A 23,755-nucleotide genomic window follows, 5' to 3' on the forward strand; every position below is an offset into this window, starting at 1 on the left:
TGCATCTGGGAACAGTTACAAGGTCTGGATCCACCTTGGTTATGTCTGATCTTATGATCTTGGCCTGTGGCCTGCTGGTTCGCGACATCCCTAGCGGCAGGAGGTGCGAGATCGCGACAACATGGTCCTGAACGTACTAAAGGGCCAAGTCCGGCCGTATGTTGGTATTGGCATTTCGTAAGCGCATTCATCGTGAAGCGGATATCGGGAGGGGATTCCATGAGGCCAGGCAATCGGAAGCTGCTGTCTGCCGGAGCAGTCGTCATGTGCACGGTGATGGCGATAGGCTGCAGCAGCCAGTCCGGGGACGGCGGCAAGACCAGTTCCGGCAAGACGACGGTGACCATTACGTACAGGGATGACGGAATCGGAGAGAAGGGCGTTCTCTACAAGTGGATCAAGGAGGTCGCATCCACGTTCCCGGACAAAAGCATCGAGATCAAGCCGACTCCGATCCAGGCGTCGGAGGGCGATTATTTCGCAAAGATCGCGCTCGCGCTGAAGTCCAAGGACACCGCCCCCGACATCGTGACCGAGGATACGTTCATTCTCAACTCCGACGCCGCGGCGGGTTATCTGGAGCCGCTGGACGAGAGGCTGAAGGGCTGGGAGGACTGGGGCAACGGCTCCTTCATCGAGGCGATGAAAAAAGGCGTGACGGCCAGCGACGGCAAGGTGTATGGGGTTCCTTACAATACAGATTCACGCGGGCTTTGGTACAACAAGGAGCTGTTCAAGAAGGCGGGGCTGCCGGAGGACTGGAAGCCGAAAACCTGGGATGAGGTGCTGGACGCCGCCAGAGCGATCAAGGCCAAGGAGCCGGATGTCGTGCCGATCTGGATGAACATGGGCAAGGCGACGGGCGAGGCGACCTCGATGCAGACGTACGAGATGCTGCTCTACGGAACCGGGGAGAGGCTCTACGACGACGCGAGCGGCAAATGGGTCACCAAGAGCCAGGGAATCAACGACGCGCTCTCCTTCATCGATACGGTCAACAAGGAAAAGCTGGGCCCGCCGCTCTCCAAGGTGTTGAACGGGCAAGCGGGCAATACGGCGACGCGGGAATACTTGCCCAAGGGCAAGCTCGCCATCTCGCTGGACGGCTCGTGGATTCCGGGCAACTACCTGGACGGCGGAGCCGCTCCATGGCCGGAATACAAGGATGTGCTCGGCTTCGCTCCGATGCCGACGAGCAAAGGGCAGTCGCCGGGCTCCATCACGCTGGCCGGCGGCTGGGCGCTCTCGATCCCGAGCAACGCCAAGCATAAGGATGCGGCATGGTCATTCATCAAGTACGCTCTGAATAAAGAAAACACCGCCAAGCTGGTCATCGCTTCAGGCAACATCACCGTTCGGGCGGACGTGTCCAAGGACCCGGCATACACGAAGATGCCGTTCAACGAAATCGCCACCGATTACCTGAAAAACGCGGAGTTCCGCCCTGCGCAGGATAAATATCCGGAAGTATCCACCCAGATCCAGGCGATGGTGGAATCGGTCGCGACCGGCACCTCGCCGGCGGACGCTGCAAGCAAGTACGCGCAGGACGTATCGAGAATCGTGGGGGCCGACCATACGATGGAGAAATAGCAGCACGGCCGCGGCCCCGGACTGAAAGGCGGTCCGGGGCATACCGGCGAAGCGGGAAGCGGGACGCCTGCGCATATCCGATAGGAGGGATCGACCATGAGCTCCATAGCGGCCGCCGTGCCGGGCAGGACGCGCAAGAACCGTACGTGGATCTACTTTCTGCTTCCGTCCGTCGCCATCATGCTGCTCTTCTTCATCTATCCGATCCTGCTGACCTTCTTCTATTCCTTCACGAATCTCGCGCTGACCGGGGAATCGGCCAAGGAGCTCAAGTTCATCGGCATCGACAATTACACGCATATGTTCAAGGATCCTACGGTGAGGACGGGCATCTGGAACACGATCGTGTTCCTGCTCGGATCGGCGGTCATCGGCCAGCAGGTGCTCGGCTTTCTGATCGCGCTGCTGATGAAGCACAAGAACAAGACGTTCCGGCGCATCATCGGCACGGTCGTGCTGGCGGGATGGGTGACGCCGGAGATCGTATGCGCTTTATGCCTGTACAGCTTTTTCGGAGACGAAGGGACGCTCAACGCCATTCTCGGATTTGTCGGAGCCAAAGGTGTCGCCTGGCTGTACACGATGCCCATGTTCACGGTCATCCTGGCGAACATCTGGCATGGCACGGCCTTCTCCATGCTTGTATTCCAGGCTGCGCTGGACGATGTGCCGAGCGAGATCGAGGAGGCTGCCGTCGTGGACGGCGCTTCGAGATGGCAGATTCTGATCCGGATTACGATTCCGTACATCAAGGATTCCATTACGACGAATATGATGCTCGTGACGCTGCAGACGCTGGGAGTGTTCGGCCTCATCTACGCGATGACCGGAGGCGGGCCCGGCACGGCGACGACGACGCTGCCGATCTTCATGTACAATCAGGCCTTCGTCAATTATCAGCTCGGATACGGTACCGCCATCTCGCTGCTGCTCCTGCTGATCGGAATCGTGCTGAGCCTGTTCTACATCCGTTCGATGAAGTCTTAAGGAGAATCCGCCCTATGAAGAGGATGAAACGCAAGCATGCGGGCCGGATGGTTCCCTATGCCATCCTGGCCGCCATTGGCCTTTGCTTTGTTCTGCCCCTTTTGTGGGTGCTGGTCGCGTCCGTGGATCCCAATGCGATGCAGACGCTGAAGATGCCAAGCCGCCTGACCGGAGGGAATTACGCGTCCGTGCTGTCGGACAGCGGCAACCAGCGCGCGTTCGCGATCGGACTGCTGATGTCGCTCGGCCAAGCCGTGCTCGTCGTGCTGCTGGCTCTGCTGGCGGCATATCCGCTCTCCCGGTATCAGCTCAAATACAAGAAGCCGTTCATGCTGACGGTGCTGTTCATGACCTCGCTGCCGATCACGGCGGTCATGGTGCCCGTGTATCAACTGTTCCTGAGCCTCAAGCTCTACGACAACGTGATCGGCGTCGTGCTGTTCTACGTAGCCTCTTCGATGCCTTATGGAATCTGGATGCTCAAGAACTTCCTCGATGCCGTCCCGGCGGATCTCGAAGAGGCGGCTTGGGTAGACGGCGCTTCCGTGTTCGCCGGCATCCGCAAGGTCGTGGCGCCGCTCATGGTGCCGGGCATTTGCACCGTCGCGATCTTCACCTTCTCCGGCAGCTGGGGGAACTTCTTCGTGCCGTACATCCTGCTGCAGTCGCCGGGCAACTTCCCGGCCTCGCTCAAGCTGTACCAGTTCTTCGGCCAGTATGGAATGGCGGATTACGGCAAGCTGGCCGCCTTCTCGGTCATGTACGCCATGCCGTCCATCGTGCTGTACGTCCTGTCCCAGCGCTTCATGTCCAAAGGGTTCGGCTTGCAGGGCGGGACGAAGGGGTAGGATGAAGCGGTAGGATGAAGCGGGGGAGAGAAGAGAACGCGAAAAAGGGGCGGCTGCCTGCGGCGAGGCCACTGAAAAAGTAGCGTAAGGCGCGAAATCGTTCTGGAGAAACGGATGTGGTCGCCTTTGTCCCCGGATTTCAACCGCTAAAAGCGGCAGAAATCAGAGAAATCTGGGGACAACAGCGATCGGAAGAATGATTTCCGTCTGCAGCGACACATTTTCAGTGGCCTCGCCTGCGGCATGCCCCCATTTTTATTTTCCGTATGGGACATGGCAGGGAATACCAACCTAGGAAGCCGCGAAGTGATAATGGAGAGCCGATGGGGTAATTTGTGCTTCAATCGATGAAAAAAGAGGAGATACATCCCCGCAAAAACTACAATCGATAGATAGCAAAGAGGCTGCCCATAAGCTCTCTTATGGGCAGCTCATGCTCTATCTCGAACAAAACCACGAAAGGAGCTCTCGGATGAGGTGCAGGCCAAGCTGATGAGGCGGCGCTACTTCAAAATCTTCTTGATCCACTTCAGTTTATCTCCATAAGGCGGATACAGGAAGCTGGAATTGAACTTCGTACTGCGCTTCAAGATGCTCTTCTTGTGGGAGAACAGCTCGTAGCTGTGGCGCCCGTGGTAAGCGCCGATCCCGGAATTGCCGACGCCTCCGAACGGAAGCTCGGGATTGACGATATGGGAGATCGTGTCATTGACGCTGCCACCGCCGAACGGCACGCGGGCCAGCACTTCCTGCTCCGCCTGCTTGCTGGAGGTGAACAGATAGAGCGCCAGCGGCTTGGGGCGGCTGTTGATGAGGCGGACCGCTTCGTCCAGGCTTTCGTACTCGAGAATGGGAAGCAGGGGACCGAACAGCTCCTCCTGCATGGAAGCCGAGCGGTGGAAGTCCGCCTCCAGCAGCGTCGGCTCGATATAAAGCCGGTCGCGGTCCATTTTGCCGCCGTGCAGAATGCCTTCCTTATCCTTCTCCAGCACGCCGGCAAGCCTGTCGAACTGGCGGACGTTCACGATTCGGCCGAAGTCAGGGCTTGCAGAGGCATCCTCCCCATAGAAGCGGGTGAAGGCTTCCTTCAGCCGGGCCACCAGCTCCTGCTTGATCGATTTATCCACGAGCAGATAGTCCGGAGCGATGCAGGTCTGGCCGGCGTTCATCAGCTTACCCCAAGCGATGCGCATCGCCGCTGTCTTCAGGTCGGCCGTCCGCTCCACGATGACAGGGCTTTTGCCGCCAAGCTCCAGCGTCACGGGAACAAGGTTTTTCGCCGCGGCCTCCATGACGATGCGGCCGACGGGCACGCTGCCCGTGAAGAAGATGTAATCGAACGGAGCCGCCGTCAGAGCGGCCGTCGTTTCCTTCTCGCCTTCGATCAGGCGGATATAGGAAGGGTTGAACGTGTCCCGGATGAGCTCCGCGATGACAGCCGACACATGCGGCGTATTCTCGGAAGGCTTGAGCACCGCGCAGTTGCCGGCGGCGATCGCCCCGAGCAGCGGCTCGATCAGCAGCTGGAACGGATAGTTGAACGGGCCGATGATGAGCACGGTGCCGTACGGTTCCCTGTGAATGCGGCTGCTGGCCGGCATTTGGAACATCGGGGTGCCGGTCCGTTCGGGCTTCGCCCAGCGCTTCAGCTTGCGCGTCATGAGGCGCAGGCTGCTGAGCGTGTATCCAATTTCGGACATATAGGCTTCGGTTTCGCTTTTGTGCAGATCCAGGTAGAGAGCCTCGCTCAGGCGCTGCTCGTAGCGGCGTATCGCATCGCCAAGCCGGTTCAGCTGCTCGATGCGGTAGGCGATCGGAAGAGTGGCTCCGGCGGCGAAGAAGCGGCGATGCTCTTGAAGAACGGCTTCGACATCAGCGGGGGTAACGGTATTCATCCAGCGTCCTCCTCGACAAAAATGATGGCTTACAGGCAGTGTTCTTCCAATGCGGCGAGAAGCTTCTTCAACAAAGCGGCTGAAGCCTCCAGGGTGATGGAGTAATGGCGCTGCGTGCCCTGCTGCTCGCAGGCGACGAGGCCGGCCTGCAGGAGCAGCTTCAGGTGGTGGGAGACGGCGGGCCTCGATAGATGGAGCTTGTCGGTCAGCTCGTTCACGGTCAAGGTTCCATGCTCATGCAGCAGCATCAGAATTTCCTGACGGTTGGAATCTCCCAGCGTCTGAAAGACAGGAAGGCATTCCCGCAGATGCTGAAGCGTCAGCTTGCCCATGGGAATCTCCTCCTTTTATCTATAGTCCAAAGGTTTAAAAATTTGAACGGATCTAGTGGAATTATATCATGATGGCCTGAATGATCCAAACGCTGCGGCGCAAGCCGGCGATACAGGCCTCCGTAGGGATTCCGGCATTTCGGAGCCATACCAAAGGAAGCCCGGGATCGCTCCCGGGCTTTTTCCTTATCCATCGAATTCGTCAAACGGTTTTGACAGTGCCTTCTCCGCTGCGAGGGTTCCTGGACGCAAGGCAGTACCAGGCCAGCACGGCCGACGAAATCAGGCTGACTCCCAGCAGGACGGCATAGACCTTGGAATAGCTGTCGGCAGCGGGCAGAGCGGAATAATGATGCAGCAGCAGGCCACATACGGCGGTGGAGACCGAGCCTCCGAAAAACTGCATCAGCTGCATGAGCCCCATGCCTGAGCCGAGGGATTCCCTCGGCAGCAGCTGCGAAGTCTCGTTGTTCAGCGATGCGGTCGAGGCTGATATGGCAGGCGAGAACAGCATATATCCGCACAGGATGAAGGCCGCCGAATGGGGCAGGCCGAGCATCTGGGTGAGCAGAACGCCGGCGAGCACGCCATGCCCGATGAGCAGGAACAGCCGGTTCCCGAAGCGGTCGATCCAGCGGCCGACGAACGGCGTCAGAATGGCGGACAGGACCGCTCCCGGAGCGATCGTGAGGCCGATCGCCAGCGGAGAGCGCCCATACAGGTCGGCCAGGGCGAGCGGCATCAGGAACAGATTGCCGAGGTTCATGACGAGCACGCACCAGCCGACGGCCAGCAGCTTGCAGTAGCGCCGGTTTTTCAGCAGTCCGGAATCGAGGAACGGAGCCGGGCGGCGGCGGATATGCCAGACATGGGCGGCGAGGGACAGCAGGCTGACGGCAAGCCACCATGGCGACAGCCTCGTGATTGCTAGCAGCAGCGAGAGCGCGTTGACGACGGTCAGCGCCGCCCCGGCCTTGTCGAAGCCGCTGGACGGCGGCGCATCCTTCGGCAGCAGCCGGAGCAGGAAGGGCATGACGAGCAGCACGAGGCATGTAAAGCCGAACAAGCCGTTCCAGCCCCAGTACTCGGTGATCAGGCCGCCCACGATGGGACCCATCCCGAAGGCCATGGCGCTTCCTGCCGAGATCATCGCAATGGCGCTGCCTCTGCGGCGGGCCGGGACATACCGTCCGGCGATGATCAGGCCGAGGCCGGCCATGACGCCCGCGCCGGCCGATTGCAGCAGCCTGGCTACGAGCAGGATCGCGAAGTTGCGTGCGAACAATCCGGTCACAGAGGCGATGCCGAGCACGGTCAGGCCGATGACGAGCAGCCGCCGGAGCGGCACGGAATCCGAGAGCCGGCTGTAGATCACGGTCGAGAGGGCATAACCGATGGAGTAGCCGGAGATGATCCAGGAAGCGAGATCGGCGGTGATATGAAGATCCCGGATGATGCTCGGCATCGAGACGTTGAACATCGTTGTGTTCATGATGACGACGAAAAGGCCGCAGGTCCAGACCGCCATGATCAGACGATCGTTGACGGGCCGCGGCGATGAAGCGGAAGCGGATGACAAGGCGAAGGATTCCTTTCCAGGCTTTCTATAATAGCTTACTATATCATAGTTCAGAAGTGAGATTTATTCCGGCGGAGATATTGCATAAGGTTATTCTGGCTGCGCTTGCCGCCGCCGGTGTCATCTTCATCCCGCAAGCGTTCGTCAGCAACCCTTGGGAGCTGATGGGGCTGCGGTTTCTGCTCGGCTTGACTGCGGCGGGGCTGACCCCGTCCGTCAACGTCCTATTGAAAAAAATCACGAAGGCGTCCCTGACGGGCAGGATGCTCGGATTCTCGATGTCCTCCAGCCGGCGGATCAGTGGGATGACCGGATGACCTGATGAAGCAATACGCAGGAGACAACAAATAAAGCCGCCCGGATGCTCCCGGGCGGCTTCGCGGTCGGGACGGTCCATTTGGATCGTCCCGTTTTCATTGATCACGCTTTTTTGAGCAGAAGATAGATGAAGTAAGGGGCTCCGATGAACGCGGCCACGGTTCCGGCCGGGATGCCGGCCGGATCGGCCATGTTGCGGCCGATCATGTCGGCCGCCATCAGCAGCACGCCGCCGGTAAGGATGGCGATCGGCAGCGACAGCTGGTTGCGCGGTCCGACTAGCGTCTTGGCGATATGCGGCGCCATCAGCCCGATGAAGGAGATGCCGCCGGTCACAGCGACCGAGGAGGCCGCCAAGGCGACGGCGGCGATGAGCAGCTTGATCCGCTCCCGGTTCACGGGCAGGCCGATGCCGACGGCTACCGGCTCGCTCAGCTCCAGCAGATTGAGCTGGTTGGCCTTGTAGAGGGTGAACGGAATCAGGATGATCAGCCACGGCAGGAGAGCCCAGATGAAGATCCAGTCGGTTCCCCAGATGCTGCCCGCGAGCCATTTGGCGATGAAGTCCACCTTCTCGCGCGTGGCGGAGGAGATGATCACGACCATGATGCCGGAGAGGGACAGGGAAAACCCGACTCCGACCAGCACAAGCCGGACAGGCTGGAGGCCTTCTCCTCTTCGGTAGGAGAACAAGTAGATGAGCAGGGCCGTGGCCATCGCGCTGGCGAAGGAGACGAACGTGATCAGGTACACGAACGAGCCGGGCTCGATGGGGGCGAACAGGAAGAAGAGCGCGACGCCGAGGCCGGCGCCGGTATTGATGCCGATAATGCCGGGATCGGCCAGATCGTTGCGGGTCACCCGCTGCAGGATGGCACCGGAGAGGGCCAGGCCCATGCCGGCCAGGAACGTAATGAAGATTCTCGGGAGCCGGATCGACAGGATCAGATCCTCCTTGCCGGTTCCGTGGCCGAACAGCACGGGGAGCAGGCGCTTGTAGCCGAGGCTGGAGTAGCCCCATCCGGCGCTGATGAACATGAGGGCTGCGGCGAGCGCGATCAGGACAGCGACGATGATGCGCTGCCGGCGGATAATCGAAGAGGCGATCATTGGAAGGCACGCCCTCCTTTCTTCACGATCCAGAGGAAGAACGGCAGGCCGATCATGGCGACGATAGCCGTAATCGATGTTTCGTACGGAGCGTTGATCGTACGGCCGAGCGTATCGGCGACCAGCATCAGCGCCCCTCCTCCGACAGCTGATACCGGGATGACGAACCGGTAATCGGGTCCGACGATCTTTCTCGCGATATGCGGCACGAGCAGCCCGAGGAACGCAAGGTTGCCTGCCAAGGCGACCGACGCGCCCGCCAGGATGATGACGACGACATACAGCAGCATTTTGATCCGGGCGATGTTCTGGCCGAGCCCGGTCGCCACGTCTTCATTCAGGCTCATGATCGTCAGATGCCTGGAGAACAGCAGCGCCAGCACGATGCCGGCGGCGATTAAAGGCGTAATGGCGCCGAGCTGCTTCCAGGTCGTGCCGATGACGCCGCCGGAGTTCCACAGGGACACTTGCTGCGATATTTTGAAATAAAGGCCGACAGCTTCGGCGACCGCGTAGAGAAGAGCCGATACGGCCGCTCCCGCAAGCACGATGCGCAGTGGCGAGAAGCCGCCCTTCTGCACGGCTCCGATTCCGAAGACGACGAGCGCGCCGAAGGAGGCTCCGGAGAAGCAGCTCAGCATGATGCCGAAGTAGCCGGCCTGGGGGAACAAGGCGATCGTGATGGCCAGCATCGCGTTGGCTCCGGCCGTCAGTCCCAGCAGGCCCGGATCCGCGAGCGGATTGCGGGTCATTCCCTGCATGACGGCGCCGGAAACGGCGAGCGCGGCTCCTACGGCAAGCGCGGCCAGCTCGCGGGGAAGGCGGAATTCGCGGATGAGCACTATTTTTTTGCTCGTTTCGCTGGAGGTCATGGCCAGCCATACTTCGCGGAAGCCGATGTCGGCCGCTCCGAGCAGCATCGAGGCGAGGAAGGCGGCGGCAAGGACAAGCAGGGACGCGGCAAGCTTATACCCGAAGGGAAGCCTGCGGCGGATTGGACTGGACATCGTTGATCATCCCTTTACCCGAAATAGCGGAAAGGAATCCAGATAGAGTTCCTTTCCGGCACGGATTAGTTTCCGAGGAAATGCTGCTTGAAGAATTCAAGCTGGTATTCGAGCGAAACCGGGTCGTTGAAGTAGAACTCTTTGCGTTGGCTTTGTACACCCGGTTGTTCTTGACGGCCGGAATGTTTTTGTACGTTTCGGATTCCTGGTAGGAGTTGTCGGTGTCCGGTTTTTGCTGATGATCATATAGTTGTCCTTGAAGCGGGGATTGTCTTCGGACCAGCTTTCCACTCCGACCAGGTTGACGCCAAGCGTTCTTTATAAATGATAATGATTATCAATATTAGTTGGTTCCCACTATAAAACGAGCAGGAGGAGGTTGTCAATACAAAATAAGGATGAGAAACAAACGATCGAGGCAGGACTGAAGTCCTTCTCCGGAAGTCCCAACGTTAACAGGGAGTTGATGAAAATCATCATGTTCGTTAACTTTCCTCTGCTAGGATAGATGCTGAACTAGCACAAATTGGCATCATGCGGGGGTTGACGAGATGAAGAAGATTAGCGCGGTTGCAAGGTCCATGAAAATGAAGCTGGCTGCAAGCTTCCTCTTTATTGCCCTCTTTTTCCTGGCGGCTGTCCTCTATCAGGGCGGCATGCAGGGCGGCGTCAGGAATTCCATGACGCAGCTGAAGACGGAGATGGAGAAGCGGATAACGACGGCCAAGATCAACCAGTTCCTGCAGGAGATGAACGCAGCCGAAAGCCTGCTGAAGCAGACAAGCGACACGGAAACGGCCAAGTCGTTCGAGACGATGAGCGCCGCCCTGCATAAGGAGCTGGACAAGCTGTCGTTTCCGGAAGGAGGGACGGCTGCGGAGGATCTCGCCAATCTGAGAAGCAAGGTCGGCGAATATGAGAAGGATTTCGCCGGCATGGTCGAGGTACTCGACGATGAGGACATGGATCCGCTCGCCGTCCTGGACAAGGTCGATCAGCTCCATACGCACGCCTCGGCGGAAAGCCAGAACATGCTGGACATCACCTCGCGGCTGGGAGCGGCAGCAGACCGGAACGCGCGGTCGGCGCAGGAGCATTCGTTCGAGCTGCTCAGCCAGACTTCAGATGCATCGCTTTACGGTCTTGCTGTCGTCCTGATCTTCACGGTTATCGTGGCTTTCGTCCTGATCCGGTCGTTTGCCGCTTCGGTGAGCCGGCTGCAAAAGGCGGTCGCGGCGCTCGCTTCGGGAGATATGCGCGTGCGGATCAATTCCCGCAGGCGGGACGAGCTGGGAGAGCTCAGCCGGCACTTCGACGATATGGTGTCCAAGGTCCGCAGCATGCTGGGACAGACACGCGGAGTGGCCGCCTCGATGACGGACTACTCCGAGTCTTTCCGCTCCTCTGCCGGCGTGACAGCCAAGGCCAACGAGGACATTCTCGTCTCCATCGGGGAGATCTCCGCCGGAGCGCAGCAGCAGTCCGGATTGTCGGAGCATAGCGCCCTGCTTATCGGGCGGCTGGAGCATGAGCTGGATGAGATGCTGAAGGCGATGGACGCCGTCATGTCGGCAAGGGAGCAATCCGGCGCCAATATCGGCAGCGGGCTGTCGGCGATGGGCGAGCTGGGCGGTTCGGCGAAGCGCTCCGGCGAATCGATCGAGGGGATGTACCGGCAGCTGGATACGCTTAGCCGCCAGTCGGAGGAAATCAGCGGCGTTACGCGTCTGATCGCGCAGATTTCGGCCCAGACGCAAATTCTGGCCTTGAACGCCTCCATCGAAGCGGCTCAAGCCGGCGTTCATGGCAGAGGCTTCGCCGTCATCGCGGAGGAAGTCCGCCAGCTGGCATCCCAGACGAAGCAGTCCACCTTCCATATCGGCGGCCTGATCGAAAGGCTTCAGGAAGGGATGGCAAGCTTCCGGGAATCCATGCTGGAGACGAAGCGCGGACTTGACGAGCAGGAAGGACAGGTCGCGGTCACGCTCGACGCCTTTGAATCCATCAGCCGTTCCATGGAAGACATCGGCACCCGCATCCATCATGTCCACGGCCAGGTGCAGCGCACGCGCAGCAGCAACGAAGAGCTGGCCGGAGCGGTCCGCAGCGTCGCCGCCATAGCGGGACAGACCGCGGCGGGAGTAGAGCGGATGAGCGCCTTGAGCACGGAGCAGCACGAGGCGATCCGGGGAATCGCCGGCCAGGCGGGAGATATCCACGATCTGTCGGGCCGGCTGTTCGGGGAGATCAGCGTGTTCGTCCTTGAAGACGAGGATTCCCATCCTCGATCCTAAATGAAAAAACGCCTGCGAAGGCGTTTTTTTCTTGTTCTTATTTGGCGCCCGGAATCTCGACCTGAGGGTCGACATCCTGATCGTAATCGACGCCTTCCGTCTCGAATCCGAACAGCTGGAAAAATTCGCGGCGGTAGCCTTCGAGATCCGTCAGGCTGTAGATGGAATCCGTGTCGACACGGTTCCAGACGGCATCCACTTCCTCCTGCACGTCGGCTCGCAGCTCCCAGTCGTCGATGCGGATGCGGCCTTTCTCGTCGACCGGCGTGCCTGCCGGATTGTAGAGGCGGTCGGCGAAGAGGCGGTGGGTCTGCTGGATCGTGTTCTCGTGCAGCCCCTTCTCCTTCATGATCTTGTAGAGAGCCGAGACATAGAGGGGAACGACGGGTATCGCCGAGCTCGACTGCGTCACGAGCGCCTTGCTGACCGATACGTAAGCGCGTCCTCCGATCGGGGAGAGCTGATCTCCGAGGCGCAGCGCCGTTGCTTCCAGGTCGTCCTTGGCCTGGCCGATCGTGCCGTCGCGGTAGATGGCTTGCGTAATTTCGGATCCGATGTAGGAATAGGCGATCGTCGCGGCTCCTTCGGCGAGCAGGCCGGCGTCCTGAAGCCGGTCGATCCAGCGCTGCCAGTCGGCTCCGCCCATGACGGCTACAGTCTGGGCGATGTCGTCGCCTTCGGCCGGCTCGATCGTCACGTCGGTCACTTCGCCGGTATGGAAGTTGACGGTCTTGTTGCTGTACGGAGCGCCGATCGGCTTCAGGACCGAGTTGAACGTCTCTCCCGTATCGGGATCGGTACGGCGGGGAGCCGCGACGCTGTAGACGACGAGATCCACCTGGCCGAATTCCTTGGCGATGACGTCAACGACGCGGTCCTTGGTCTCGTCGATGAAGGCGTCGCCCGTCACGCTGATGGACTTCAGTCCCGCTTCGGCCGCCTTGCGCTCGAATGCGGCGGAGTTGTACCAGCCGGCGGATGCGGTGCGCTTATCCGTCGCGGCGCTCGGGCGGAAGACTCCGATCGTGTCGGCGCCGGCTCCGAAGGCGGCGGCGATGCGGGCGGACAGGCCGTAGCCGGTCGAGGCGCCAAGCACGAGCACGCGCTTCGGCCCCTCCCATCTCGGCTGGCTTTTTATGTAGTCGATCTGCTCCTGGACCTGCTTGGCGCAGCCTTCCGGATGGGCTGTCGTGCAGATGAAGCCGCGGGTTCTTGGTTTGATGATCATGAAACGCTTCCTCTCTGTACCGATAATGATTGCTGTCTATATTTTAACGAGTTTGGCGCCAAAAGGGAAACAAAAGGGCTGAGGCCATCATGACTTCCGGCATGCAGGGGCATTCTAAGCAGGCTTCGCTGCCTGGACGGAAGCCTGCCTGGCTGTCTGCTTGGCCGCCTGCCTGGCTGTCTGCTTGGCCGTGTCAGTCTGCCTGTCTATCCGGCTGTCTATCCGGCTGTCTGCCTGGCCGGCTGCCTGCCAGCGGAGCGGGCGCATGTTCAGGAGAGAAAGGAGGCATGAGCCATGTCGCGCAACAAAAAGCATTCGTTCGAAGACAAGCAGAAGGGATACGCGGAGCGGAGCAAGGAAGCCGAGAACAACCTTGCCGCTTCCACGAACGAGAACAGGAACCAGAAAGGCCATGTGCCGAACAGCCCTTCGACAGGCTGATCGGGCAAGAGCCAAGCGTGAGGGGGCCGGACCGGGCGGAAGCCGGGTCCGGCTTTTTTTGGAGGTTTGACGGCGGCTCCCCAAGGTAAAGTATGATAGGCAGGGAATGAACGCCGAAAGGGGAGGATGCAGGGTGAGATTCAAAGGAAAAACGGTCGTCGTGACCGGAGCCGGTTCCGGAATCGGACGGGCCGTCGCGCTCGGATACGCTGCGGAAGGCGCGGATGCCGTGCTTGTCGACCGGAATCGGGATGGAGCCGATGAAACCGCGTCTCTGATACACGCAAGCGGAGGAAGCTGTTCGGCATGGACGGCCGATCTCGGCAAGCCCGAGGACATCGGCGCATTGTTTGCAGGCATAAAAGAACGTTATGGAAAAGCGGATATTCTGATCAACAATGCCGGCATCAGCGCGTTCAAGTCCATCTGGGAGCTGGAGGTGGAGGAATGGGACGAGGTGCTGAACACCAATCTGCGCGGCGCCTTCCTTTGCAGCCGAGCAGCGGCACTCCTGATGAAGGCGAACGGCCGAGGAGGCTCCATCGTCAATATGGCCTCGACGCGCGCGTTCATGTCGGAGCCTTCCTCCGAAGCCTATGCCGCCTCCAAGGGCGGGATCCTGTCGCTTACCCACGCTTTGGCGCTGTCGCTGGGCGAGGAGGGCATTCGGGTCAACTCCGTGAGCCCGGGCTGGATCGAGACCGGCAGCACGGCCAGGCTGAGCGAAGCCGACCACAAGCAGCATCCGGCAGGACGGGTAGGACTTCCGGAGGATGTCGTCCGGGCCTGCTTCTACTTGACCGACCCGGACAACGATTTCGTCACGGGAACCAATGTGACGGTCGACGGGGGCATGACCCGCAAAATGATCTACATCGACTGACGAGCGGCCGCGGCCGCCCTTCGATGATGCTCCAGCCGGATGCGGCAGAGCCATCATCAAGGGCGGCTGTTTTCGTTTTGCTCCTGGGAGAAATAAGCCCAATGCGAGCAGCGGCGAAGTCAAAGGGCTCGAGCGCGGATCGGGATAAGATGGATAAAGTTTCCGCCGCAGGGCTAATCTATCCTCGAAAGAGAAGCGGCTGGCCAAGAGCGGGGAATGGCATCCGCGTTCCGAGCAGCTGAAGGTCGCGTTCATTTCGACCTGGTCCACACCGGCAAATTACATCTGACCTGAACCTGGCTCGCGTTGAAAATGCGGACAACCATCACATTCCCCTTCTATCGGCATACGATAGTCTATCAAATGCTGATAGAGGGGGGTAACGGGGATGAAAGATGCGTCCACGGGCTCGTTTGTTGCGATCATCGGCTTGATGATCGGGTTTGCGTTCGGCGCCTGGCATCAATCGCTGACGCTGCTGCTCGTCTGCATGGCGGTCGATTATATTTCCGGAATGGCGGCTTCGCTGCGCGAAGGGAGACGTCTGAGCAGTCTGGTCGGCTGGTGGGGGCTGGCGCGCAAGGGACTTACGCTGCTCGTCATCCTCATCGCGCACCGGATCGACGAGCTTATGGGAGGCAACGCCGTCATGACGACTGCGATTTTCTTCTATACGGGCAACGAGCTGTTGTCCATCACGGAGAATTACGGCCGGGTCGGCTTGCCGCTGCCGGGAAGGATCAAGGCGTTCATTGAAATCTTCCGCAAAAAAGATTCATGATCGCCACGGAATGTTCATGAATCTGTCAAACATTTCGGGATAAAATAAAATTGAAAACGGTTAAAGCTTGTGATCATTTCCTATTCTTAGGTATTATAGAAGCAGTCATGGTCAAATATGGGCATCTCATCTAAGCATGAAGGGGAGCAAGGAACGCATGAAATACGTAATGTCTACAATGCTGATTATCGCAGCCCTGCTGGGTCTGTACATGCTGACGATCGGACTTCCGCTGCCGCCGAAAGACGAGAGCGCTGGACTGCCCGAGGGCGTCGAGCTGCTGAAGGTAACTGCGTCGCAGGACTTCGTGTTCGACCAGAAGGAATACAAAGTCAAGGCCGGCCAGAAGTACAAGCTCGTCCTGCACAACAAGAGCGGCATGCACGGTCTGGCCATCGAGGATTTCGGCATCGACCTGCAAGGCGACAAGATGGAGCAGGAAGTCACCTTCGACAAGCCGGGCCGCTACAAAATGCACTGTTCCGTCATGTGCGGAACCGGACATGCGGACATGGTATCCGAGCTCGTCGTCGAGTAGCATCTGCATCGGAAAGCGTTTCTCCTTTTTGAGGAGAGACGCTTTTTTTGCGTTTCAGCGCGTTTTTTGCGATCGCTCATGCCGCCTGAGATGCCGTCGGCGCAGTCGCTGCGTCTCCAGCGCCGGATTCGATCGGCCTGCCGAGCAGGCGTGACGTCCGGCTGCTCCTGTCAGAAGCCATGCAGCCGCTTGTAATCTCCGGTTCACGCTCCGTTCACGCAGCATCTCTAAGCTGAAGGCATGAGAAGGAGGAGATGTTCATGTTTTTGGCTTTGCGGGAAATCAGGCATTCCAAGCTGAAGTACGCGCTGATCGCGACGATCATGCTGCTCGTGTCTTTCCTGGTGCTGTTCGTGACCGGGCTGGCGCAAGGATTGTCCTATGCGAACGCATCCTCGGTCGTGAATATGAAGGCCGATTACTTTATTGTCCAGAAAGGCTCGGACAGCCGGCTCGCCCGCTCCGCGATAACGCCGGAGCAGGGGGCCGCGGCCAAGGAGGCAGCCGGGGAGGAAGCCGTCCAGCTGCTTGGCGTGCGCATGGCTTCGCTTCAGAACGAAGCGACGGGGGCCCAGTTTGACGCCGCGCTCATGTCGGTGCAGCCGGATGGCTGGCTGGCGCCGCCCGTTGTCGAGGGAACGAAGCCGGCCGCAGGGACGGATGGCGCCATCGTCGTGGACCGTAAGCTGGCGGAATCGGGAGTCGGGCTCGGGACGAAGCTTACCGACACGGTCACAGGCCGCAGCTGGACCGTCGCCGGCTTCGTGCAGGATGAATCCTACAGCCATACGCCGGCGGCATTCGTCAGCCCCGCGGAATGGAGCAAGCTGCAGCAGTCCGGGCGGGCAAGCGGCTACAACGCGATCGCGTTCCGCGGCAGCCAGGCCGACGCGGAAGCGCTGCAGGGCAAGCTGCCCGGCACGGAGCTGCTCTCCAAGAAACAGATCATTCAGGCGATTCCCGGCTATTCCGAGGAGCAAGGCACGCTGGTCATGATGATCGCATTCCTGTTCGTCATCTCGGCATTCGTCCTGGCGGTGTTCTTTTATGTCATGACCATCCAGAAGACGAGCCAATTCGGAATCTTGAAGGCGATCGGCTCCAGAACCGGCTATTTGTCGGCAAGCGTCCTCTGGCAGGTGCTCCTTCTGGCCGCGGCCAGCTTGACGGGGAGCCTGCTGCTCATCTGGGGCATGCGCGCGGCGATGCCCGCCACGGTTCCTTTCCAGCTTGATGGCGGAACGGCGGCCTTCACCTGCGCCTTGTTTCTGCTTACATCGATAGTCGGCTCGTTGTTGTCTGTCATTAAGGTAGCGCGCACCGACGCGCTGGATGCGATAGGGAGGACGCCATGATGAAACCGAGACTGATCATGGAAAATGTGACCCAGAAGTTCCAGGACGGCGAATCGAGCGTGACGATTCTGGACGGCTTGTCGCTGGAAGTCGGAGAGGGGGAGCTGGTCGCCGTGACCGGACCTTCCGGTTCCGGCAAAAGCACCTTCCTCTCGATCGCCGGAGCGCTCCTGTCTCCGACCGGAGGCGAGGTGAGCGTAGACGGACAGCCGCTCGTCGGCATGGATGCCGGACAGCTGGCGGATCTGCGGCTCACCAAGCTGGGGTTCGTGTTTCAGTCCGCGAACCTGATTCCTTATCTGCGCGTCGAGGAGCAGCTGCTGCTAGTGGCGAAGCTGTCCGGAACTCCTGCCGCCGCGGCATCGGAGCGGGCGAAGGAGCTTCTTGAGCGGCTTGGGCTTGGCCATCGCAGAAGATACTATCCCGAGAATCTGTCCGGAGGCGAGCGGCAGCGCGCGGCCGTCGCGAGGGCATGGATGAACGATCCGTCGGTCATCTATGCCGATGAGCCGACGGCAAGCCTGGATGCCGAACGAGGCCGGGATGTTGTCCGCATGCTCCGGGACGGCGTGAAGGCGCAGAAAAAAGCGGGCGTCATGGTCACGCATGACGATCGGGTTCTGGAGTTTTGCGACCGCGTGCTGAAGCTGGAGAACGGCCGGCTGCAGCCGGCTTGAGCCCGGCCACGGCAGGAAACGGAAAAGCCCTGGCGGACATCTGCTCGAAGCAGGTGTCCGCCAGGGCTTTCCGGTTGATCAGGCGTTGCTTTTGCGGCGCTCGGCCTGGATGATCCGGTCGCATGCGTATCCGATGGCCGCATAACAGGCGATCGTGAGCGCGTACATGATCCAGACCGGCGTGGCATGGATGTCGTAGAATACATCCGAGATCCAGGCGACAGGGCTGAACATGAAAAAGAGGAAGTTATGGGGGTCATACCCCGTCGAGCTGAAAAGGCATAGGGCAAGGCTGATCAGGACCGCGGCGATCGTGACGGGATAACGCACCTGTTCTTGCTCCCTTCTGCTGGCATTGCCGAATGCTGCGGCTTGAGTTATTATGGGTCAAAAGGGCTCGGGACATGCAGATGACGCAAGTTCCGCGCCGATTCATGATCAAGAGGGAGCGTTTTCACTACCATGCTGACCCATATCGTGTTCTTCCGCCTCAAAGACCGCAGCGCAGACAGCGTCGAGCGCACGGCCTCCGTCCTGCGGGACATGGAAGGCCGCATCGAGGTGCTCCGGCATCTGGAGGTAGGCGTCGATGTCGTCCATTCCGAGCGTTCGTACGATATCGCTCTCGTGACCAAGTTCGATTCCCTGGAAGCTCTTGGAGAATACCAGGTGCATCCGGTCCATCAGAAGGTCATCGAGCACATGAACGAGGCCCGCGAATCTTCCGTGAGCGTGGACTACATAGGCTGAACCAACAAGCAGGAGGAGCTCCGGCTTCTTAAGGAAGGTGCGTAAGTATGCAGGAAGAATCGCTTGGGGAAGATTTTTATCAGATGATCGTCTATCTGTTCGTCGTCATCGTCAGCAGCATCATCATGATAGTCTGGCTGAAGCGGCGCGGCAGAAAAAAGAATAACCGATAACGGAGGCGCTTCATGTATTACGTCAATGTGCAAGACATCCGTCTCAGGCTCGGCGCCATGCCGGAGCTTGAGCAGGCGCTCAGGGAGCTGGCGGCCGGCTGGCAAGGAACGCTGCTTCAGGGGCTCGCGCAGGAGAGAGCTCTCCATCTGGCGATCGAGACCGTGACGGACGTAGGCAGCTGCCTCATCGACGGCTATATCATGAGGGATGCGAGCAGCTACGAGGATATCGTCGAGATCATCGGCGGCGAGGAAGTCATCGATGCCGGGCTTGCCCGCAGCTTGTCGGAGCTGGCATCGCTGCGCCGCAAGCTCGTCCAGGAATATTATGATTGGCCGCGAAGCGAGCTGCATCCTTTCACGACGCGGCTGCCCGGCTGGCTGGCAAGCTTCCGGGATCAGGTGGAGACCTATCTCGCCAAGGAACAATGACAGCACGACTTCAAGTTCGAAAGCCGCCCTCCGGAGGGCGGCTTTTTTATTTTTAGATTGAAGTGTCAAGCCAAGCCCACGCCGCATCTACTGATCTCAGGCAATGGGCTCCCGCCCGGAACCGGAACATGCAGGAGGTGGAGGCATGGCAGCTTGGATCGCGGCGCTAGGGGCCGCCGTGGCGGCAATCGCCGTCGCTGCGGCGGCATGGCAGTTCGTCGTGGTGCTTCGCCGTCTGAAAGCCTGGATGGAAGAAGCCCAGTCGTCAGGAAACAAATCGCAGGAGCAGCTCGACGAGCTTCTGAGCGATGCGCGCCATGCTCTGCGGCCCGCAAGAGAGGCGGCTGAGGAAGCGAGGCGGCAGCTGATGCTGCTCGGTCCGGTCCTGGAATCCGCCCTCAAGCTGCAGGACGCAGCGAACCATGCCCAGATTGCGGCGCGCAAGATCGCTCATGCGGCTGCGGACACGGCCGAATCGGCTGCAGTCCGCGTAGAGCAGGCTGCCGGCAAATACCGGGAGCAGATCGATCAGGCCATCGGCATCGCCGAAGTCGCGCTCGAAGGATGGATGTTTTGGCGCAGCCGCCGCGAAAAGCTTGGGATTTCTGCATGTTCCGTACGGAAGAATGGGAACCCTAACGAGGAAGGGAGCGATTAAGATGGCGAAGAAGAAATTTGGATTTGCATGGGGCGCGATTGCAGGAGGTATCGTCGGATCGGTGACGGCGCTGCTGCTGGCTCCGAAGTCGGGCCGCGAGCTCCGCTCCGACATCGGCGAGTATGCCGTCAAGACAGCCGACACGGCTGTTGAAATCGGCGAAATCATCGGCGACAAAGCTGCGGCTGCGGCAAGGCAGACGGCTGCCGGAGCAACGGCTTTGAAGGAAAAAGCCATTCAAACGGTCGATACCTTGGCATCCGGAATCAAATTCTGGGACCGCGAGGAAGATCGCGAGCTTGCGGTTATCGAATTGGCGGCAGCTGCCGACGATTCCGATGTGTCGGACTTCGTTATCGATGAGCGCCTTGACGCGATCGATAGCGAAGCAGACGGCTCCGGCAAAATCTGAGGAGCCTCCAGCTCATCCTAGCGGATGCGGCTGGCGTACATAGACGGCGGTTCTCCATAGGAGCGCTTGAACACCCGCTGAAAGTAGGACACCTCGGCATAGCCGAGATAGGCCGCGATTTCTTCTACGGTGAGCAGCGATTCCTGCAGCATGTAGACCGCCGTTTTCATCCGCAAGGAATGGACATAACCGCTGATGGTCTGCCCGGTGCCGCTTCGGAACAGCGAAGCGGCATAATTCGGCGTGCGGCCTATGCATTCGCCAAGCTCTTCCTTGGTTATATGCTCACGGTAATGATCCTGAAGGAAAGCTTTCATCTTATCGATATGGCGGCCTCCGGCTGCCTTGGCTTCCCCCTTGGACCGCTCTCTTCCCCATAACGCCATGATCTCCAGCAGCAGACCCGTTCCCAGCAAGCGGGAGTAGGGCAGTCCCTCCTTGCTTTCGCCGAGCATCGACTTGATCCGGTCGAGCAGCAGATCATAGGCGGCAGGCCTTATCCGCTCCCATCTCCCTGGCAGGGGGAAGCCGGAGGCCGGGGAGGAATCCATGCTGAACGAGATGACGTACATCTCGTGAAACACCCCCGGAAGAGCGATGGACCTGGCCTCTGCCGCCGCGGGAATGAAGATGAGGTCGCCACGGGCCGTCCCGAGGGGCTCCCCGTCTATATCGAGCGTGAATTTTCCGTAGCTGGCCAGCAGCAGAACATTCCGGTCGCCGGTTCGACGGCTGATCAGGGATTCGGAATTTCCTTGAATCCGGTTGATATCCCAATTATTAGGCCATTGCGCCATGAGTCGGCTCCTTTTATCGTACTATAGGTTTTTTATTATACTATAGGACGTCGTTTTGGTCTTCTTCAACAGGTACAATAGAGGAAGCAAACACCTAGGAGGACTTCAATCATGCTGCGCAAAACAAAAATCGTATGTACGCTCGGTCCGGCAAGCGAGTCGGTCGACACCCTCAAGCAAATGATGGAGGCCGGCATGAACGTGGCCCGCATCAACATGGCTCACGGGGAGCTGGAGGACCATGCCGCCCGCATCCGTTCGGTCCGCGAGGCTTCGGCCGCTGTCGGCGGACAGCTTGTTCCCATCCTGATGGATATCAAAGGACCCGAGGTGCGGATCGGCAAGCTTTCCGCTCCATCGGTCCACCTGCAGACGGGCTCCGAGCTGGTGCTGACCACGGTCGAGCTCGAAGGCGATGCGTCCCGCATCTCCGTCAACTACCCCGGCTTGCCGGAGGATGTGCATGAAGGCAGCACGATTCTGATCGACGACGGTCTGATCGAGCTGAGAGTGAAGGAATCCGGAGGCACCGAGATCCGCTGCGAGATCGTCAGCGGCGGCATGCTCAAGCCTCGCAAAGGCGTCAATCTGCCTGGCGTCCGTACCCGCCTGCCCGGCGTCACGGAGCGCGACGTCAAGCATATCCACTTCGGCATCGGCGAGAACGTGGACATCATCGCGGCCTCGTTCGTCCGCAAAGCGGAAGACATCATGGAGATCCGCCAGATTCTCGAAGAGAACGGCGCGGGACATATCCAGATCATCTCCAAAATCGAAAATGATGAAGGCGTCGAGAATCTGGATGCCATCATCGAGGCATCGGACGGCATCATGGTCGCCCGCGGCGATCTCGGCGTGGAGATTCCGGTCGAGGACGTGCCCGCCCTGCAGGAGGAAATGATCACGAAGTGCAACATCGCAGGCAAGCCGGTCATCGTCGCTACGCATATGCTGGAGTCGATGCAGGTCAACCCGCGCCCGACGCGCGCGGAAGTGAGCGACGTCGCCGGCGCCGTGCAGCAGGGAACCGACTGCATCATGCTCTCCGGCGAGACGGCTGCCGGCAAGTATCCGGTGGAATCGGTGCGCCGCATGGCCTCGATCGCCGTCAAGGCGGAGTCCATGCTGAATTACCGGCTTGAATTCCAGTCGCGCCAGGCGCTCCACGCCACGACGACGACCGAAGTGATCAGCCAGGCCGCCGTCGGCTCCTCCATCGATCTCGACGCCAAAGCGATCCTGACGCCGACGGAATCCGGGTTCACGGCGCGCATGGTATCGAAATACCGGCCGAAGGCTCCCATTATCGCCATTACCCCCGATCCTCGCGTAACGGCCAAGCTGTGCCTGCTGCGCGGCGTCATTCCCGTGCTCGGAGAGCGCGCGACGAGCACGGACGAGCTGCTTCAGTCCGCGATCGTGGACGGCAGCAAGACGGGCCTGCTGCATGAAGGCGATTATGTCGTCATCTCCTCCGGCGTGCCGAGCGGACGCTCGGGAGCGACCAATCTCATCAAGATCCAGCAGGTATAGAAGCAGGACCCGATCAAGATCATTATCCGTCCAGCAGGACGGAAAGCAGCCTCTGCTTCCGCATCATGACAGGCAGCCCCGAAGCGATCGCTTCGGGGCTGCCTGTTTTTTTTATGGGCCGACGAGACGCGCCCGGTAGGCGGAAGGCGAGCAGCCGGCGCTGCGCTTGAACTGCCGGGAGAAATAGAGCGGATCGGAGAATCCGCAGGATGCCGCCACCTGCTCCACGCTCAGTTCCGTGCCGAGCAGCGCCATCGCCCGGCGCAGGCGGATATTTTGGAGATACTGCATGGGAGAGAGGCCGGTGACGCTCCGGAACACCTTGGACAGATGGGAACGATGGTAGCCGAGAGCTTTCGCCAGCGCCGAGATGGATACGGCTTCGGCATAATGGGTCTGCAGCCAGCGCGCAGCCTGCTCCGCCTGCCGGCGGGCGGCGGCGGTGGAGCGGGCCGAGGGCAGAGCGGCATCCGGCTGCAGGCGGGCGAACTCGGCCAGCAGCAGCCGGAGCCAGCCGCTCGCCTCCATGTCCATCAGAGAAGCGCTGCTCCCCGATGCGAGGGAAGCCCGCAGCCGGGCGTACAGCTCTGCGGCCTTGCCGCTTCCTTGGCCGAGAATGGCGGGATTTTCCGGCGTAATCCCGGCCTCGGCGAGAAGCTGCAGGGCGGCATGTCCTCTGAACGCGACCCAGTTGTACTGCCAGGGATTCTCGCTGTCCGCCGTATAATGGAACAAGACGCCTGGAAAGATCGTGAAGCTGTCACCTGAAGTCAGCTCGGCGGCCTGGTCTCCGCAGCGGAACGTTCCTTTGCCGCCTGTTACGGTATGGACAAGGACGTAATCATGAATGCCGGGGCCGTTCTCGTGGCCGGGAATCGGGCTGCCTTCGCCGCTGAACAGAACCGTCAATTCTGCAGCGGGCACAGAACCCGGATTGTCGCTTACCTTGAACTCGTAGTGGTCCGGAGTGGCCGGCATCGGACGAAAGCCTCCTCAGCTTCTTTTGATTCCACAGTAGCGGAAACGACCACAAATGTCCATGCATTGCCTCCAACCTTCCATACCGCATCTGAAAGCGTTCTTTTACAATAATGACGAGGTTGAACGCCCGAAGCCGCCATCGTCGGCGAATGG

General features: G+C 60.0%; 26 protein-coding genes and 1 pseudogene. 17 read left to right on the forward strand and 10 right to left on the reverse strand.

Annotated elements, in window-relative coordinates; all coding sequences use genetic code 11:
• Positions 1-219: 219 nt before the first annotated feature.
• The 3 genes from AC06G8_RS08125 (at position 220) to AC06G8_RS08135 (ending at position 3,428) form a co-directional block, all read left to right on the forward strand.
• Entirely contained in the window at positions 220-1,593 is a 1,374-nt protein-coding gene (locus tag AC06G8_RS08125) for an ABC transporter substrate-binding protein (RefSeq protein WP_480284980.1), read from the forward strand.
• A 96-nt stretch (positions 1,594-1,689) separates the two neighbouring features.
• Positions 1,690-2,580, forward strand: a complete 891-nt coding sequence (locus AC06G8_RS08130; RefSeq protein WP_480284981.1) for a carbohydrate ABC transporter permease — start codon at positions 1,690-1,692, stop codon at positions 2,578-2,580.
• Positions 2,581-2,603: 23 nt separating this feature from the next.
• The gene (locus tag AC06G8_RS08135; RefSeq protein ID WP_480285403.1) at positions 2,604-3,428 is read left to right on the forward strand and encodes a carbohydrate ABC transporter permease; all 825 of its coding nucleotides are present in this window, start codon (positions 2,604-2,606) and stop codon (positions 3,426-3,428) included.
• A 503-nt stretch (positions 3,429-3,931) separates the two neighbouring features.
• Here the strand turns inward: AC06G8_RS08135 and AC06G8_RS08140 are convergent.
• From AC06G8_RS08140 to AC06G8_RS08150, 3 genes are all read right to left on the reverse strand, one after another.
• Positions 3,932-5,323 (reverse strand): aldehyde dehydrogenase, encoded by a 1,392-nt coding sequence (locus AC06G8_RS08140; protein ID WP_480284982.1) that lies wholly within the window; start codon positions 5,321-5,323, stop codon positions 3,932-3,934.
• A gap of 29 nt (positions 5,324-5,352) precedes the next feature.
• Positions 5,353-5,655 (reverse strand): ArsR/SmtB family transcription factor, encoded by a 303-nt coding sequence (locus AC06G8_RS08145; RefSeq protein ID WP_447662040.1) that lies wholly within the window; start codon positions 5,653-5,655, stop codon positions 5,353-5,355.
• Positions 5,656-5,857: 202 nt separating this feature from the next.
• On the reverse strand, positions 5,858-7,234 hold the full coding sequence (locus AC06G8_RS08150) for an MFS transporter (RefSeq protein ID WP_480284983.1): 1,377 nt from the start codon (positions 7,232-7,234) through the stop codon (positions 5,858-5,860).
• A gap of 80 nt (positions 7,235-7,314) precedes the next feature.
• On the opposite strand from AC06G8_RS08150, the gene AC06G8_RS08155 reads away from it, so the two are divergent.
• Positions 7,315-7,551, forward strand: coding sequence for a hypothetical protein (locus AC06G8_RS08155; RefSeq protein ID WP_480284984.1), 237 nt, complete (start codon positions 7,315-7,317; stop codon positions 7,549-7,551).
• Positions 7,552-7,654: 103 nt separating this feature from the next.
• Here AC06G8_RS08155 and AC06G8_RS08160 read toward each other — a convergent pair whose 3' ends face one another.
• The 3 genes and pseudogenes from AC06G8_RS08160 to AC06G8_RS08170 form a co-directional block, all read right to left on the reverse strand.
• Positions 7,655-8,662, reverse strand: a complete 1,008-nt coding sequence (locus tag AC06G8_RS08160; protein ID WP_480284985.1) for a FecCD family ABC transporter permease — start codon at positions 8,660-8,662, stop codon at positions 7,655-7,657.
• Positions 8,659-9,669, reverse strand: a complete 1,011-nt coding sequence (locus tag AC06G8_RS08165) for a FecCD family ABC transporter permease (RefSeq protein WP_480284986.1) — start codon at positions 9,667-9,669, stop codon at positions 8,659-8,661. Before AC06G8_RS08165 ends, AC06G8_RS08160 begins: the two co-directional genes overlap by 4 nt.
• 65 nt (positions 9,670-9,734) lie before the next feature.
• A pseudogene (locus tag AC06G8_RS08170) lies at positions 9,735-9,936 on the reverse strand (ABC transporter substrate-binding protein); the annotation flags it as partial.
• Positions 9,937-10,220: 284 nt separating this feature from the next.
• Between AC06G8_RS08170 and AC06G8_RS08175 the strand changes: the two are divergent.
• Entirely contained in the window at positions 10,221-11,963 is a 1,743-nt protein-coding gene (locus AC06G8_RS08175) for a methyl-accepting chemotaxis protein (RefSeq protein ID WP_447662035.1), read from the forward strand.
• 37 nt (positions 11,964-12,000) lie between these two features.
• Here the strand turns inward: AC06G8_RS08175 and fabV are convergent, their stop codons facing one another.
• The gene (fabV, locus tag AC06G8_RS08180) at positions 12,001-13,191 is read right to left on the reverse strand and encodes an enoyl-ACP reductase FabV (RefSeq protein WP_480284987.1); all 1,191 of its coding nucleotides are present in this window, start codon (positions 13,189-13,191) and stop codon (positions 12,001-12,003) included.
• 294 nt (positions 13,192-13,485) lie between these two features.
• Here fabV and AC06G8_RS08185 point away from each other — a divergent pair, with 294 nt between their 5' ends.
• The 6 genes from AC06G8_RS08185 (at position 13,486) to AC06G8_RS08210 (ending at position 17,866) form a co-directional block, all read left to right on the forward strand.
• Complete coding sequence (locus AC06G8_RS08185; RefSeq protein ID WP_164762954.1) at positions 13,486-13,632, forward strand: hypothetical protein; 147 nt, start codon at positions 13,486-13,488, stop codon at positions 13,630-13,632.
• 106 nt (positions 13,633-13,738) lie between these two features.
• Entirely contained in the window at positions 13,739-14,515 is a 777-nt protein-coding gene (locus AC06G8_RS08190) for an SDR family NAD(P)-dependent oxidoreductase (RefSeq protein ID WP_480284988.1), read from the forward strand.
• A gap of 388 nt (positions 14,516-14,903) precedes the next feature.
• Positions 14,904-15,296, forward strand: coding sequence for a phage holin family protein (locus AC06G8_RS08195; protein ID WP_480284989.1), 393 nt, complete (start codon positions 14,904-14,906; stop codon positions 15,294-15,296).
• Positions 15,297-15,453: 157 nt separating this feature from the next.
• Positions 15,454-15,834: a cupredoxin domain-containing protein gene (locus AC06G8_RS08200; protein ID WP_447662031.1), complete on the forward strand. Its 381-nt coding sequence runs from the start codon at positions 15,454-15,456 to the stop codon at positions 15,832-15,834.
• Positions 15,835-16,094: 260 nt separating this feature from the next.
• Complete coding sequence (locus tag AC06G8_RS08205) at positions 16,095-17,189, forward strand: ABC transporter permease (protein WP_480284990.1); 1,095 nt, start codon at positions 16,095-16,097, stop codon at positions 17,187-17,189.
• Complete coding sequence (locus AC06G8_RS08210) at positions 17,186-17,866, forward strand: ABC transporter ATP-binding protein (protein WP_480284991.1); 681 nt, start codon at positions 17,186-17,188, stop codon at positions 17,864-17,866. Before AC06G8_RS08205 ends, AC06G8_RS08210 begins: the two co-directional genes overlap by 4 nt.
• Before the next feature lie 78 nt (positions 17,867-17,944).
• Here AC06G8_RS08210 and AC06G8_RS08215 read toward each other — a convergent pair whose 3' ends face one another.
• Positions 17,945-18,196: a hypothetical protein gene (locus AC06G8_RS08215; RefSeq protein ID WP_447662028.1), complete on the reverse strand. Its 252-nt coding sequence runs from the start codon at positions 18,194-18,196 to the stop codon at positions 17,945-17,947.
• A gap of 132 nt (positions 18,197-18,328) precedes the next feature.
• Here AC06G8_RS08215 and AC06G8_RS08220 point away from each other — a divergent pair, with 132 nt between their 5' ends.
• The 5 genes from AC06G8_RS08220 (at position 18,329) to AC06G8_RS08240 (ending at position 20,291) form a co-directional block, all read left to right on the forward strand.
• Positions 18,329-18,616 (forward strand): Dabb family protein, encoded by a 288-nt coding sequence (locus AC06G8_RS08220; RefSeq protein ID WP_076358198.1) that lies wholly within the window; start codon positions 18,329-18,331, stop codon positions 18,614-18,616.
• A 47-nt stretch (positions 18,617-18,663) separates the two neighbouring features.
• Complete coding sequence (locus AC06G8_RS08225) at positions 18,664-18,789, forward strand: hypothetical protein (protein ID WP_021880370.1); 126 nt, start codon at positions 18,664-18,666, stop codon at positions 18,787-18,789.
• A 12-nt stretch (positions 18,790-18,801) separates the two neighbouring features.
• Positions 18,802-19,221 carry a DUF86 domain-containing protein gene (locus AC06G8_RS08230; RefSeq protein ID WP_480284992.1) on the forward strand — a complete coding sequence of 140 codons (420 nt, stop codon included), beginning with the start codon at positions 18,802-18,804 and terminating at the stop codon, positions 19,219-19,221.
• Positions 19,222-19,366: 145 nt separating this feature from the next.
• Positions 19,367-19,879 (forward strand): hypothetical protein, encoded by a 513-nt coding sequence (locus AC06G8_RS08235; RefSeq protein ID WP_480284993.1) that lies wholly within the window; start codon positions 19,367-19,369, stop codon positions 19,877-19,879.
• A 1-nt stretch (position 19,880) separates the two neighbouring features.
• On the forward strand, positions 19,881-20,291 hold the full coding sequence (locus AC06G8_RS08240) for a YtxH domain-containing protein (RefSeq protein WP_480284994.1): 411 nt from the start codon (positions 19,881-19,883) through the stop codon (positions 20,289-20,291).
• A 17-nt stretch (positions 20,292-20,308) separates the two neighbouring features.
• Here AC06G8_RS08240 and AC06G8_RS08245 read toward each other — a convergent pair whose 3' ends face one another.
• Positions 20,309-21,088: a helix-turn-helix domain-containing protein gene (locus tag AC06G8_RS08245; protein WP_480284995.1), complete on the reverse strand. Its 780-nt coding sequence runs from the start codon at positions 21,086-21,088 to the stop codon at positions 20,309-20,311.
• 114 nt (positions 21,089-21,202) lie between these two features.
• Between AC06G8_RS08245 and pyk the strand changes: the two genes are divergently transcribed.
• A complete protein-coding gene (pyk, locus tag AC06G8_RS08250) occupies positions 21,203-22,621 on the forward strand; it encodes a pyruvate kinase (RefSeq protein ID WP_447662253.1) in 1,419 nt (472 codons plus the stop codon).
• 111 nt (positions 22,622-22,732) lie between these two features.
• Here pyk and AC06G8_RS08255 read toward each other — a convergent pair whose 3' ends face one another.
• Complete coding sequence (locus AC06G8_RS08255) at positions 22,733-23,599, reverse strand: AraC family transcriptional regulator (RefSeq protein WP_447662023.1); 867 nt, start codon at positions 23,597-23,599, stop codon at positions 22,733-22,735.
• Positions 23,600-23,755 lie beyond the last annotated feature (156 nt).

This window comes from Paenibacillus sp. SJS-P3 (assembly GCF_056711585.1).